Below are 13,418 nucleotides of genomic sequence, written 5' to 3'. Positions count from 1 at the left end.
CCTCTTTGCTGACGATGATTTCACGGTGAAATCAAACAGTAGATTTAAACAGGTGTTTTAATAACAGATTCGTTATGGCTTTGTCCAGTCTTCTAAGGCGGGTTGCTGAAAAGCTTGATCATTTTTTGACAGCACCACGTGTGCAGGTGCGATAGCTAAGATTGTCAAACCTTGATAACTTTCGCCTTCAAATAAGCGGATGCCACTAAACTCAATCCAACGCGAGTTAGGACGGGAGGAATATTGGTGCCCATCGTAGCTAAAGCTTGGAATTGAACGCTGAAAGCTAGGGTTTAATTGCGCCAGCGTTGGCACCACACTTAAATTTTCTCCCTGTTCCCCTAATGCGCTTTCGAACGCACTGAGCATTTCGGGAGAAATTTGATTGAGGTCAATCGCTTGATTATCGTTCACGACCGAGCTGTCGGCTTGCTGTTCTGCTGCACTGATTAATTCTTCGCCAGATTGCTCTGTCACTTCAGGCTCTACTTCTGTCTCAATACGCCAATTGGGCTGAATAATAGCGACCACAGAGCCGAGCTGATATTGCGCTGGCGCCGTTACTGGTTGTTCATCTTGTGATACTGCCGAATGCGTGCCGGAAGCGTTATTCATCAATTGCTGACTAATTAACCACCCCGAAACGCCAGCGATGAAAATGACCGCCACCGCAATAAATAATTTTATCAGAATACCGGTGCCTTGTTGCGCAGACTGCAGAGCGATCGACCCCGGTTGCTGCAACAGCGGCGACTGTTGATTGCGCAACGCTTTAAGTACGGAAGACATTAACGCCCCTCCAAAATTTGAGTATCAGCTAAGCGCGGACCTGATGTCGTGTCATTAGCACTCAACCATGCCAATGTTAGTGCATCCAGTTGACCCGTGACTTTCACACCAGCTTGCTGCTGCACATGTCGAATTTGCGCGGTGACTTCCTCGCGTCGATCAGCACCATGCTTGAGTAACTGCTGCGCCAGCCATTGTTGATACACGGACTGTTCCTCTTCAGCATCACCGTCGAAATAGCCTGGCGGCTGCGCAATCACAATCACGAACTCACCTGTCCAATCACTATTTGGTGTAGCGGCTTTATCGTTTACCAACTGATACGCGCCATCTTGTAACGTCAACAGCGCTGGGATTTCCGGGATAAGAATTTGATCGAGACGCGCACTCCCGCCTAGGCAAAGTAATTCAAACGACTGGATCCATTCACAAAAAGCTTGTTGCTGCGGTGGATTCGGAAGTCTCCAAGCCTGTGCCAACAACTCAATTCCCGATTTATTCGTCGGCGTCGACACAGCCATTGATTGTGGCGTTTCAACCTGGCGCCAATACCAGTTTCCTAATCCAGTTAATCCCGCAATCACAACACAAGCCGCTAATAACTGTAGCCAACCGAACTGACCACGAGCTCTATGCTGCGGTACTGGACCGTCTAATTCGTTCGTGGCAATTTGAATATGACGCACCGATACTACCGGCAGTTGCTCGTTATAAGCCGCAAGCAAAGCGCGGTCACAAAGTAAGTTTAATCGACGCGGAATGCCTTCACTTGCCTGATGGACTTTTTTAATAGCTTTCTTGTCAAATAATCCGCGCTGCGCGCCGGCTACCTGTAACCGATAATTAATGTAGCGTTCAGAATCAGCCAATTGCAGCGGTAACAGGTGATAACGAGCCGTTATACGCTGCGCTAGCTGACGTAATTCGCGCCGGCGCAATAAATCTTGTAATTCCGGTTGACCAATTAGTATAACCCGCAGCAATTTGTGCTGATTCGTTTCTAAATTCGTCAGTAGCCTTAGTTGCTCAAGTACCTGTGGTTGCAAATGCTGCGCTTCATCAATTAACACCACACACTGTTGATTTTGCGCATGAGCCTCGAGTAAAAATTGGCTGAGTTTATCGGTTAGTTGCTTCGCTGTTACCTGGCTTTTGTTGTACTCAATACCAAACTCATCGCAAAGCGTTGCCAGCAATTCATCTGAGTTCAACATTGGGTTTAAGATGAATGCGGTACGGGTTTGCTCCGGAAGTTGTTCTAATAGTGCACGCGAAACGGTCGTTTTCCCGGTGCCGACTTCGCCGGTCAGTAAGATAAAACCGCCGCTACCTTGCAAACCATAACTGAGATGTGCGAGCGCTTCTTGATGGCGCTCACTGAGATATAAGAATTGTGGATCGGGTGCAATTGAGAATGGCTCGGTGTGCAATCCAAAATAATTGAGATACATGGCAACTTCGCTGCATTAATAGTTATAGTATGAAACAGTGTAACGACTCGCTTGCATCAGAGCTAGTGATTCGCGATGATCATTAAAAAGCAAAAGGAGCAAATGTGGAAGTTTATCTCGTCGGTGGTGCAGTGCGTGATCAACTCTTAGGTAAGTTCGTTCATGAACGCGACTACGTGGTAGTAGGCGCGCGCCCAGAAGATATGCTTGCGCAAGGTTTCCGCCAAGTCGGCAAAGACTTTCCGGTATTTTTGCACCCGCAAACTGGCGAAGAATATGCTCTTGCCCGCACCGAACGTAAATCTGGAGCAGGCTACACTGGCTTTACAATTTATGCCGCCCCCGACGTTACCTTAGAGGATGATTTAATCCGTCGCGATTTAACTATTAATGCTATTGCACAATCTGCAGATGGCAAGCTCATTGACCCCTATGGTGGCGTTAATGATCTCAAAGCTAAAACACTACGCCATGTGTCTTCAGCTTTTGCGGAAGATCCGCTAAGAATATTACGTGTCGCCCGCTTCGCTGCTCGCTTTGCAAGCGATGGCTTTACCGTTGCTTCTGATACATTACAACTGATGCGCAAAATCAGTCATAGTGGTGAGCTCAAAACACTCGCGGCGGAACGCGTTTGGCGGGAAACTGAAAAAGCTATGGCGACCACGTCGCCGCACGTTTTTTGGCAGGTATTACAACAAAGTGAGGCATTTGAGCCGTGGTATCACGAATTACAATCCAACATTAATATTAACCAGCTCAAATGTTACATAGCCCAGCTAGAAACGGCACCTAATCCTTCTTCAGCTTGGGCACTCAGTTGTTACTCATTGTCAGTTACTGAACTTGCCAAGCTCCACGAACGACTAAAAGTTCCCAATAACTATGCCGATATTGCGATGGCGGCTCGAAAACTGAACTGGAAACAAACAGAAAAAGTCGACGCGTCATGGGCATTTCATGCCATTAGTAAGGTTGACGGCTGGCGACGCCCAAACATTGTCCATGAGTTGCTTTTTATATGGCAAGCGCTCGGTATGGTGCAGGCTGATATTGAGCGAGTGCAACGAGCATTCGCACAAGCGCAGCAGGTTAAGGCTGGTGATGTGATTGCTACTGCTCAACAAAATGGTATTGAACTCAAAGGCCCCGCCATTGGCGAGGCAGTAAGCGCAGCACGGTTAACCGCAATGCGCCATTGCTGGTCGCAAACTAAATAAAGAAAGCGAATAACACGGCGCCAAGTGCTAACCGATAGATGACGAACGGCAGCATGCCCATGCGGCTAATCACCTGCAAAAACACGTGAATACAAACATAAGCTGCAATAAAAGATGCGACAACACCAAGGATAATTGCTGACCATGCAACCGCTTCTGATTGTTGCACTAATTTCATGCCTTGATAGCCACCGGCCATAATAATAATCGGAATGGACAGCAGGAAACTAAACCGCGCTGCGTCGGTTTTTGTCAAACCGAGCATCATGCCTGCAGTCATGGTGATGCCTGAACGCGAGGTACCTGGAATCAGCGCGAGTGCTTGCGCGGCGCCAATAATCAATACTTGTTTTAACGACAATTGTTCAATAGTTTGCTGCTGTGACGCACGCACATCGGCGTACCAAAGCAATAACCCAAATGCGACAGTGCTGGTTGCAATAACCAACGCCGACCGCGCAAAATTTTCGATTAAATCATTGCCCAGCAAGCCGGCTAGTCCGGCGGGGATAGTTCCCCAGATAATCAACCAAGCGAGACGACTATGCGCATTATGTTGTCCACGCAAACTCCCAAACCAGTTGACCAATAGCTGCCCTACTTCTTGACGGAAATACAACATGACCGCTAATAAGGTACCTACGTGCACTGCAACATCAAAAGCTAACCCTTGATCTTCCCAACCAAATAACTGCGAAGGCAAAATAAGATGTGCCGAGCTAGATATCGGTAGAAACTCGGTAAACCCTTGAATTAAAGCAAGAATGATAGCTTCCCAAATGCTCACAGTACAAACGTCCTTCTAATGTGAATGGTCAATAATAAGGTAAGGTAGCGGTTCAAACGCTAAGGATATCGGCTCTAGTTTTTGTTCACCAGAATAATTTGACCAATGTTCGGTAAATGTTTTATTGGTAATCGGATGACGCACGTCCGGGCTCAATTCAGCTAGCGGCCATAACACAAACGCGTTGGTTAAAATTTCGGCGCGTGGCAATTGCACTGGTGCAGCGCTAACCACAGTATCGTACATCAGCATGTCAATATCGAGGGTGCGGGGACTAAATCGGGTTGCACTACCATCATGGCCATGAGCTTTCTCTATGGTCTTACAGATTGTCTGAATTTCATTAATCGAAAGGTCGGTCTCTACACAGGCAACCAGATTATAAAAACGACTACCTGTAAAACCTACAGAATCGCTTTCAAATACCCGTGATACGAACAGCGGCCGCTGCTCACTTGCAAAAGTGTCATGCAACGCACAAATGCCCGCTTTAATAAAATGCTCGCGGTCACGATTACTGCCGATACCAAACCAAACCCAACTCACTGCGCTAGCCTGATAATTTCAACAGCTGTTTGACGAGCGGCGGCAACTGCCTGGGGTTTGCTCACTTTTACTCGAACACGTGGCGCATGAAACTTTTCAAGCACCAAGGTCGCTATTTCTTCGGCGACGGTTTCGATAAGAGCACGCGGACGCGCCTGAATTAGCTGAATAATGGCTTGGCTCAAGGCATCATAATCTAATGCATCTTGAAGTTGCTCTGACAAAGCTGCTTTACGATTGTCCCAATCCATTTCCAAATCTAATATTAATGGTTGTGTTTGCTCGTGTTCCCAATCGTAGACGCCAATAAATGCATCGACGACTAAGCCCTCAATAAAAACTTTATCCATGGAAGAGTCCGTATCAATAGAAATTCAACGCTAAAGCACTTATGCTATGGGTTTGCATAGTAACGGAAAGCGAACCAGAAGCAAACGGCAAAACTCTGTCGTCAACTTAAGTGAGTCAGCTATGGGTGCCCTGATAATATTAGCGATTATTTCAGCCTATTTGTTCGGCTCTATTAGCAGTGCTGTTCTGATTTGTCGCTTATTCGGTTTACCCGATCCCCGCACGTCTGGTTCCAACAATCCCGGTGCTACCAATGTTTATCGCTTAGGTGGGAAACTTCCAGCAGCGTTAACATTATGGTTTGATGTTCTAAAAGGTATGATTCCGGTATGGGGCTCATATTTTCTTGGAATAGAGCCCTTCTACCTCGGAATCATCGCTGTTGCAGCCTGTCTTGGGCATATTTTTCCACTTTACTTCCATTTTCGCGGCGGTAAAGCAGTAGCAACAGCGCTGGGCGCAATGTTTCCAGTTGCATGGGAAATGGCATTGCTGTTGATTGCGACTTGGCTGGTGGTATTTAGAATCAGTCGAGTGTCATCAATGGCGGCACTAGTAACGGTAAGTTTGGCACCGTTTTATGCGTTTTGGATAAAACCTCAGTATACAGTTCCAGTCATCATGATTTCGGTGTTAATCATGTGGCGTCACCAATCGAATATTGTTCGTTTACGCAGCGGCCAAGAACAACGAACTCGCCGAAACGATTAATCGATTACGAGCCACTCGGTTCCGAGAGTTCTGCCAGTGGCCAGCGAGGGAATGTTTTCACAGCAATATCAGTTCGCTCGCCAGCTAATAAGCGTTGCGCGCCAGCAAATGCGATCATGGCGCCATTATCAGTACAAAATTCTGGGCGTGGAAAGAATACTTGGCCGCCAATACGATCGGCAAATTCAGCTAGCTGCTCGCGTAAATGTTTATTCGCACTCACCCCTCCAGCAACCACCAACCTTTTTAAGCCAGTCTGTTCCAAAGCACGACGACATTTAATCACTAAAGTATCAACAACAGCATCCTGAAATGCGCGCGCCACATCGGCAAGTTGTTGCGGTGAACCGTCGGTAGCGGCAATCGTATTTGCTGCAAAAGTTTTTAAACCGCTGAAAGAAAAATCTAACCCAGGGCGGTCGGTCATTGGACGCGGGAACTTGTACTTGTTTGGCAAACCTTGCTCGGCCATTTTAGCAAGTCGCGGTCCGCCTGGGTAATCAAGTCCCATCAATTTCGCAGTTTTATCGAAAGCTTCGCCAGCGGCATCATCAACAGACTCGCCCAACAAGGTGTATTTACCGACGCCATCAACCTGCACGAGTTGTGTATGTCCACCCGAGACTAACAAAGCGACAAACGGAAATGCCGGCGGGTTATCCTCTAACATCGGTGCGAGCAAATGTCCTTCCATGTGGTGAACCGCGATTGCTGGAATATTCCAACCGAATGCCAGACTACGGCCAATACATGAGCCGACTAACAAAGCACCGACAAGCCCTGGTCCTGCGGTATAAGCAACACCATCAATATCATCAGCTGATAAATTTGCGTCAGTGAGCGCTTTTTGAATTAGCGGAAGCGTTTTGCGGACATGGTCGCGTGACGCCAATTCTGGCACCACGCCACCGTAATCAGCGTGTAGTTTAACCTGCGAATATAACTGGTGTGCTAATAAACCTTGGTCGGTATCATAGATTGCAATACCGGTTTCATCACAGGACGTTTCTATTCCAAGCACACGCATGTTAAGCCTCAAAAATCTGGTGTAAAAAGCGGCGCACAGTTTACCCCAGATTTTCGTCAAAGTCAGTCGAGATCGACCGTTGCTCCTTGCAACGCGCTATCATCGTCGCTGGCATTACTATCGCCACTTAGTTTTATACGTAAACGTAGATCATTCGGCGCATCGGCATGACGTAATGCTTCGTCATAACTGATGCGGCCAGCTTTGTAGAGATCAAACAACGCTTGGTCAAAAGTTTGCATGCCGAGTTCGCGTGATTTCGCCATAATTTCTTTAATTTCACCCATATCGTTGGTTGCGATTTTTTCTGCAACAATTGGGCTATTGAGTAAAATTTCGATTGCCGCAACTCGGCCACCATCAATGGTCGGAATAAGCTGTTGCGCCACAATGCCACGCAAGTTCAACGAAAGATCGAACATCAATTTACCAATTTTCTCTTTCGGAACCATGTGCATGATTCGTTCAATGGCTTGGTTGGCGTTATTGGCGTGCAATGTGGCGACACACAAGTGACCCGTTTCAGCGAAAGTAAGTGCGTACTCCATTGTTTCTTGCGAACGAATCTCACCCACAAGAATCACGTCTGGCGCTTGCCGTAATGAGCTTTTTAAAGCCGCTTCAAACGATTCGGTATCGCTACCCACCTCGCGCTGCGTCACCATTGACTTGGCATGTTCATGAACAAATTCAACCGGGTCTTCAATCGTTAAAATGTGACCTTTGGAGTTTTGATTGCGATACCCTATCAATGCTGCCAACGTGGTTGATTTACCGGTGCCAGTGCCACCAACAACCAACATCAAGCCGCGCTTGTTCATGATTAACTTCGTCAATACTTCTGGTAATTTAAGCTCTTCAACCGTCGGAATTTCAGTGACGATTCGACGCACGACCATGCCAGCACGTTGACGCTGCCAAAACGCGCTGACTCGGAAACGCCCAATTCCCTCTCTAAAAATCGCAAAATTTGACTCTTTCTCATCCATGAATTCTTTCAGATGTTTATCGCCAAGAGCTTCTTTTACAATTGCTAAAGCCGCGTTATCACTGAGTTTTTGTTCAGTTAATGGGGTTAATTCACCATTAATTTTTGCACTCGGTGGCAAGCCCGCTGAAATAAATAGATCCGAGCTATTTCGCTCCACCATTATTTTTAATAATTTATCTAAAACCATGGTTAGAAAGAGTCCTTATTCGCGGCTTTTGCTTTCGCGTCGGCACGAGAAACGAGGCCTTGGTTCAGCAGGTTCTGCAAGCATTGATCGAGTGTTTGCATCCCATGCGCTGCACCGGTTTGAATCGATGAATACATTTGTGCGATCTTATCTTCGCGAATCAAGTTTTTAATCGCAGAGGTCGCAATCATAATTTCGTGCGCGGCGACACGGCCACCGCCAACTTTTTTCAATAGTGTTTGCGAAATGACGGCACGCAGTGACTCTGAAAGCATCGAGCGAATCATCGGCTTCTCATCGCCGGGAAATACGTCAACAATACGGTCAATAGTTTTTGGTGCAGACGTGGTATGGAGCGTACCAAATACTAAGTGACCCGTTTCCGCGGCGGTCATCGCCAGTCGAATGGTTTCAAGGTCTCGCATCTCACCCACGAGGATGACGTCAGGGTCTTCACGCAATGCCGAGCGCAATGCATTATTAAAACTATGGGTGTCACGATGCACTTCACGTTGGTTGATCAGGCTACGCTTGTTCTTGTGCACAAATTCGATTGGGTCTTCAATGGTCAAAATATGATGATATTTACTTTCATTGATGTAATCGATCATCGCCGCTAACGTGGTTGATTTACCTGAGCCAGTCGGCCCTGTGACCAACACCAACCCACGCGGATTTTCTGAAATAGTTTTGAAGATTTCTGGAGCGCCCAGTTGCTCTAGTGTGAGTACTTCACTCGGGATAGTCCGAAATACAGCACCAGCGCCTCGATTCTGGACAAAGGCGTTAACCCGAAAGCGCGCTAGGTCCGGAACTTCAAATGAAAAATCGCATTCTAAGTTTTGCTCGTATTCTTTACGCTGGCGATCATTCATGATGTCGTACACCAGCTCTTGCACTTGTTTATGGCTAAGCGCAGGGATATTTATTTTACGAACGTCACCGTCTACCCGTATCATAGGAGGCGAATCAGCTGATAAATGTAAGTCTGACGATTTATGTTTAACAGCGAAACTGAGTAACTCAGTGATATCCATATAACAGCCTCTTGTAAGTGAGTTTTAGCAATTGATGAATAGCATAGCTGAACGCATAAAAGAAGTCCGTAATGAAATTGCTCGCGTTTGTGAGCAGCATGAAATCGTGCCAAATCGGGTAAAATTAATTGCGGTAAGTAAAACTAAACCCGCATCAGATATCGTCTCGGCCTATGCCGCCGGCCACCACGACTTCGGCGAAAACTATGTACAAGAGGCAATTGCAAAGATTATGCAATTGTCGGAATACGACATTACCTGGCATTTTATTGGTCCTATTCAGTCTAATAAGACACGTGATATCGCTGAGAATTTCGCATGGGTTCATAGCGTCGATCGCGTCAAAATTGCTCGCCGCTTAGCGGAGCAACGACCCGCACATTTACCACCGTTAAATGTACTTATTCAGGTGAATATCGATGATGAGCAATCAAAAGCTGGTGTAGCGCCCTCCGAAATCAATGAGCTTGCAGCGACTATTAGCAATTTCCCACAATTACAATTGCGCGGATTAATGACAATACCTGCCGCGCAATCGAATCCAAGTGACTCCGGAGCAAGCTTTGCCGCAATGCAGCGGTTGTTTTTAGACTTACAGTCCCAATATAAACAAGTGGATACCTTATCAATGGGCATGAGCGGTGACTGGCCATACGCTATCGCAGCGGGAGCCACTATGATTCGAATTGGCACCGCAATATTTGGCGCTCGTGCCCAAACACCCAAAAATACAGGAGACCTTGCATGACAACTTCGCCTCGTAAAATCGCCTTTATCGGCGCCGGGAATATGACTCAAAGTATTGTCGGAGGCATGGTCAAAAGTGGCTACCCAAGTGATCACATTTATGTCAGCAATCCGAGTCCAGAAAAACTCGACAAGCTAAAAACCACCTTGCAAGTACATACTAGCCAAGACAACCAAGTCGTCGCTGAAGCTGCAGATGTGATTGTGCTGTCAGTCAAGCCTCAGCTCATGGCGGATGTTTGTGCCACCCTGAAGCAACAAGTTGCAAATCTAGACAAAAAGTTAATCGTCACTATCGCTGCCGGTATTCGAATCGAAAAATATCGTCAATATTTAGGCGAAAACATTCGTATGATTCGGGTGATGCCGAATACACCATCGCTCGTGGGCAAAGGTATGTCAGGCCTCGTTGCGGATGACCGTGTATCCGAAGCTGACAAAGCATTTATAACCGACGCTTTTGATGGTGTTGGCGCCACTCTGTGGGTCGCTGACGAAGATGAATTAGATATTCTCGGTGCGGTTGCAGGCAGCGGTCCTGCATACTTTTTCGAGTTTATGGCGAGTTTACAGAAAGCAGCAACAGCGCTCGGATTCGACCGTGACAAAGCACGTCAAATGGTGCAACAAACCGCATTGGGTGCAGCTGAAATGGCTATCGCCAGCAAGTTAGAGCTCGAAGAGTTACGTAAACAGGTGACCAGTAAGGGTGGTTCAACTGCGAAAGGCATTGAAGTTTATCAAGCCGCAGATATTGATGACATTTCGGGACAAGCCGTAAAGGCAGCAGTGCAACGTAACCAAGAAATGGCTAAACTGTTTTAATTCATTTATCTAGAGAAGCTTTATGAACGCATTACGCTTTTTGGTTGAGATTGTCTTTGATTTATTCCTAATCGTTGTGTTGCTCCGCATTTGGATGCAGGCTGCACGGGCTGATTACTTTAACCCAATGAGTCAGTTTGTCGTGAAAGTAACAAACCCGATTGTAAAACCGTTGCGGAGCTTTTTACCAATGGTCGGCCAGTGGGATATTGCGACGATGGTTCTGGCCTATCTGGTTGGTATTGGTAAAATCCTTATCCTTTCCAACATCGCCGCCGGTATGACACCAATGTTCAGCGACACCTTGCTGATGGGGTTAGCCGTTGTGCTATTTCAGTTTCTGTCATTGCTCTTTTGGTTAGTTATCATTATGGCAATTATGAGCTGGTTTAACCGCGGTTATAATCCGATGATGGCAATGATTGAGCAATTAACCCAACCATTCTTGGCACCGATTCGTCGCATTATTCCGCCCATTGGCGGCCTTGACTTATCCGTACTAGTATTGATTGTTGCGATTCAATTTATCCGCATATTGTTGGGTAATCTGTTTGGTTTAGGAATGGGATTATGAAGCAGATTTTCATCACTGTTTTCACAATTTTTCTGATTGGCTTGGGCAGTAACGATCTTCAAGCAGAACAAAGTAAGCGGTTAGGCGCTTGGGAAGTACACTACAATGCCTTCAATTCAACTTTGTTGCGCCCTGAAATGGCGGCTCAGTATGGGCTATCGCGAAGTGCAACGTTAGCCACCTTGAATATTTCGGTGCTTGATGCCACGGCGCCAGGAAAACCGGCGCAACAGGTAGAGATTTCAGGCTATGTGATGAACCCATTGAGCCAACAACAAACGCTAGACTTCAATGAAGTTATTGAGGGTGAAGCGGTGTATTATCTAGCTCAAACCCGCTTCTCTAATCTTGAAACATTGCGGTTTTTTATCACAATTAAACAAGGTGACCAGACGCAAGAATTGCGTTTTCATAAAGAGTTTTGGGCCAACTAATTAGTTGGTCTTTTCTTCTAGCAGTTTCACACCTACTTGCTTGATAAAGCCATCGTCAGTAACGTCTCGCACCGTTAATATGACTCGCTCAAGTTGTAATTGGTCACCAATGACCACGCGACGATGGAATCTCTCCGTGAAGTACTCATGTATGGACATACCGAGTAGTCTACTATCGAGATCACCGACTGGATAAAAGCTAGCAACGTCTTTCAACATTAATTCGCCACGCAAAGTGAAATCACCAAAGAATTGGCTACTCTGCAATTCAGTGGGTTTACCACCAGCGGCAAGTACACGACTTATGGCATCGACATGTTTGAGTTTCGCAACAACAATCACGGTATCAGACTCTTGCAAAACGGGCTGACTTTTCGGCAGTAACCACTCACCATCACGAATAATGCCGACAAACTCAACGTCAACATTCCAACGCAATTCATCCCAATGATGATCACAAGCCGGTGAGCGCTCACTAATTTGATAAGCCCAGACTTCCATCGGATCTTTACTGCCAACGCGATCTAACGGCATCCGTCTATCTGGCTCGGCCGGAGCCGGAACTTCGAGACCTAGCCAGCGTGCCATCGGCGCAAGTGACCAGCCCTGCACAATCAGCGAGACCATGACCACCATAAAAGCAATATCAAAATAAAGCTCTTGGTTAGGAACCCCAGTTAACCATGGATAGAGCGCCAAAATAATGGGTACCGCGCCGCGTAACCCAACCCAGCTAATGAACACTTGTTCGCGCCACGGAAATACAAAAGGGATGAGACTAATTAATACTGCTAACGGCCGCGCGACAAATATCATTAACACCGCGACACTGAGTGACAAAGTCCAATACTCCATTAAGTGCGAAGGCGTTACCAACAACCCCAGTATTAAGAACATCATGATTTGACTCAGCCACGCGAGACCGTCTTGTACCTGCAAAATGTGAGGTAATTGCGGTAATCGTGAGTTGCCAATTTTGTAGCCCATCAAATAAACAGCAAGGTAGCCACTACCACCTATACCCGATGTCATGGCAAAAATAACCACAGCTGATGCCGCCGCTAATAAAGGGAAAAAGGAAAACTGAACGGAGATTTTTTGCGCAATCCAAACGAATGCTCTACCACCAACCCAGCCGGCAAAATATCCAAAGACAACCTGTTGAACAATATCAAGACTCACCCAACCTATCGAGAAACTCTCTGCCGACGCAATAATCGAAGTCAGCGTCATGGTTAGAATAATCGCCATCGGATCGTTAGTACCTGATTCAATTTCAAGTGTTGAAGCAACCCGTTGTTTGATGCGCAGATTTTGCGATTGAAAAATACTGAATACCGCAGCCGCGTCGGTCGAACTGAGAATAGCACCAATCAGCAATGCAGTTGGCCATGGTAAGTCAAACAGCCATACAACCCCTGAAGCTGTTAATGCGCAAGTTAAAGCTACACCAACAGTAGCGAGACTAATCGCTGGCCACAGAGCAACTCGAAAACGCTCTTTGTGCGTGCGCATGCCCCCGTCAAAGAGAATAATGACGAGCGCTAGCGAACCAATGAAAAAAGCCAGCTCTGGATTACTAAATTCAATGCCAAGCACGCCCTCTTCACCTGCTAACATTCCTACAACCAGAAAAGTTAGAAGCAAGGGGGCACCGAGTCGATTAGAAACAACAGCTGCTAAAATGCTAATTAGCAGCAGTGAACCCATCAACAGCATGATTCCAGTAATGCTGGTCAAA

The 13,418-nt window shown here is 46.6% G+C and carries 15 protein-coding genes; 6 read left to right on the top strand and 9 right to left on the bottom strand.

Translation table 11 applies throughout. From position 1 onward, the window contains the following. Positions 1–72: 72 nt before the first annotated feature. Both BM292_RS00190 and BM292_RS00185 read right to left on the bottom strand, forming a co-directional pair. On the bottom strand, positions 73–789 hold the full coding sequence (locus BM292_RS00190; protein WP_092854139.1) for a general secretion pathway protein GspB: 717 nt from the start codon (positions 787–789) through the stop codon (positions 73–75). Further along, the gene (locus tag BM292_RS00185; protein ID WP_092854137.1) at positions 789–2,240 is read right to left on the bottom strand and encodes an ExeA family protein; all 1,452 of its coding nucleotides are present in this window, start codon (positions 2,238–2,240) and stop codon (positions 789–791) included. Before BM292_RS00185 ends, BM292_RS00190 begins: the two co-directional genes overlap by 1 nt. A gap of 104 nt (positions 2,241–2,344) precedes the next feature. Here BM292_RS00185 and BM292_RS00180 point away from each other — a divergent pair, with 104 nt between their 5' ends. Then, positions 2,345–3,460, top strand: a complete 1,116-nt coding sequence (locus tag BM292_RS00180) for a tRNA nucleotidyltransferase/poly(A) polymerase-related protein (RefSeq protein ID WP_092854135.1) — start codon at positions 2,345–2,347, stop codon at positions 3,458–3,460. On the opposite strand, the gene BM292_RS00175 is transcribed toward BM292_RS00180, so the two are convergent. From BM292_RS00175 to folB, 3 genes are read right to left on the bottom strand one after another with little or no spacing between them, the layout of a single operon-like run. Continuing rightward, positions 3,453–4,247 carry an undecaprenyl-diphosphate phosphatase gene (locus tag BM292_RS00175; protein WP_092854133.1) on the bottom strand — a complete coding sequence of 265 codons (795 nt, stop codon included), beginning with the start codon at positions 4,245–4,247 and terminating at the stop codon, positions 3,453–3,455. The genes BM292_RS00180 and BM292_RS00175 overlap by 8 nt on opposite strands. A 15-nt stretch (positions 4,248–4,262) precedes the next feature. Beyond that, on the bottom strand, positions 4,263–4,793 hold the full coding sequence (folK, locus tag BM292_RS00170) for a 2-amino-4-hydroxy-6-hydroxymethyldihydropteridine diphosphokinase (protein ID WP_092854131.1): 531 nt from the start codon (positions 4,791–4,793) through the stop codon (positions 4,263–4,265). Beyond that, positions 4,790–5,143 (bottom strand): dihydroneopterin aldolase, encoded by a 354-nt coding sequence (gene folB, locus BM292_RS00165; RefSeq protein WP_092854129.1) that lies wholly within the window; start codon positions 5,141–5,143, stop codon positions 4,790–4,792. Before folB ends, folK begins: the two co-directional genes overlap by 4 nt. 121 nt (positions 5,144–5,264) lie before the next feature. Here folB and plsY point away from each other — a divergent pair, with 121 nt between their 5' ends. Continuing rightward, positions 5,265–5,855 (top strand): glycerol-3-phosphate 1-O-acyltransferase PlsY, encoded by a 591-nt coding sequence (gene plsY / locus BM292_RS00160; protein ID WP_092854127.1) that lies wholly within the window; start codon positions 5,265–5,267, stop codon positions 5,853–5,855. A 4-nt stretch (positions 5,856–5,859) separates the two neighbouring features. Here plsY and tsaD read toward each other — a convergent pair whose 3' ends face one another. From tsaD to BM292_RS00145, 3 genes are all read right to left on the bottom strand, one after another. Beyond that, positions 5,860–6,882, bottom strand: coding sequence for a tRNA (adenosine(37)-N6)-threonylcarbamoyltransferase complex transferase subunit TsaD (gene tsaD, locus BM292_RS00155; RefSeq protein ID WP_092854125.1), 1,023 nt, complete (start codon positions 6,880–6,882; stop codon positions 5,860–5,862). Positions 6,883–6,944: 62 nt separating this feature from the next. Next, a complete protein-coding gene (locus tag BM292_RS00150; protein WP_092854123.1) occupies positions 6,945–8,060 on the bottom strand; it encodes a PilT/PilU family type 4a pilus ATPase in 1,116 nt (371 codons plus the stop codon). A 2-nt stretch (positions 8,061–8,062) separates the two neighbouring features. Then, positions 8,063–9,097: a type IV pilus twitching motility protein PilT gene (locus tag BM292_RS00145; protein WP_092854121.1), complete on the bottom strand. Its 1,035-nt coding sequence runs from the start codon at positions 9,095–9,097 to the stop codon at positions 8,063–8,065. 34 nt (positions 9,098–9,131) lie between these two features. On the opposite strand from BM292_RS00145, the gene BM292_RS00140 reads away from it, so the two are divergent. The 4 genes from BM292_RS00140 to BM292_RS00125 are packed head-to-tail and all read left to right on the top strand — an operon-like array spanning position 9,132 to position 11,677. Beyond that, the gene (locus BM292_RS00140) at positions 9,132–9,845 is read left to right on the top strand and encodes a YggS family pyridoxal phosphate-dependent enzyme (protein ID WP_092854119.1); all 714 of its coding nucleotides are present in this window, start codon (positions 9,132–9,134) and stop codon (positions 9,843–9,845) included. Further along, positions 9,842–10,669 carry a pyrroline-5-carboxylate reductase gene (proC, locus tag BM292_RS00135; RefSeq protein ID WP_092854117.1) on the top strand — a complete coding sequence of 276 codons (828 nt, stop codon included), beginning with the start codon at positions 9,842–9,844 and terminating at the stop codon, positions 10,667–10,669. Before BM292_RS00140 ends, proC begins: the two co-directional genes overlap by 4 nt. Positions 10,670–10,691: 22 nt before the next feature. After that, on the top strand, positions 10,692–11,243 hold the full coding sequence (locus BM292_RS00130; protein ID WP_092854115.1) for a YggT family protein: 552 nt from the start codon (positions 10,692–10,694) through the stop codon (positions 11,241–11,243). Beyond that, positions 11,240–11,677 carry a DUF4426 domain-containing protein gene (locus BM292_RS00125; RefSeq protein WP_092854113.1) on the top strand — a complete coding sequence of 146 codons (438 nt, stop codon included), beginning with the start codon at positions 11,240–11,242 and terminating at the stop codon, positions 11,675–11,677. The genes BM292_RS00130 and BM292_RS00125 overlap by 4 nt, the downstream gene beginning before the upstream one ends. On the opposite strand, the gene BM292_RS00120 is transcribed toward BM292_RS00125, so the two are convergent. After that, entirely contained in the window at positions 11,678–13,417 is a 1,740-nt protein-coding gene (locus tag BM292_RS00120; RefSeq protein ID WP_325049928.1) for a potassium/proton antiporter, read from the bottom strand. Between the last annotated feature and the right edge of the window lies 1 nt (position 13,418).

The organism is Pseudidiomarina tainanensis, from assembly GCF_900115255.1.
In the GTDB taxonomy this organism is placed as follows: Bacteria; Pseudomonadota; Gammaproteobacteria; order Enterobacterales; family Alteromonadaceae; genus Pseudidiomarina; species Pseudidiomarina tainanensis.
The sequence above is the reverse complement of the archived record's forward strand: the minus strand, read 5'-3'. Positions and strand labels throughout refer to the sequence as shown.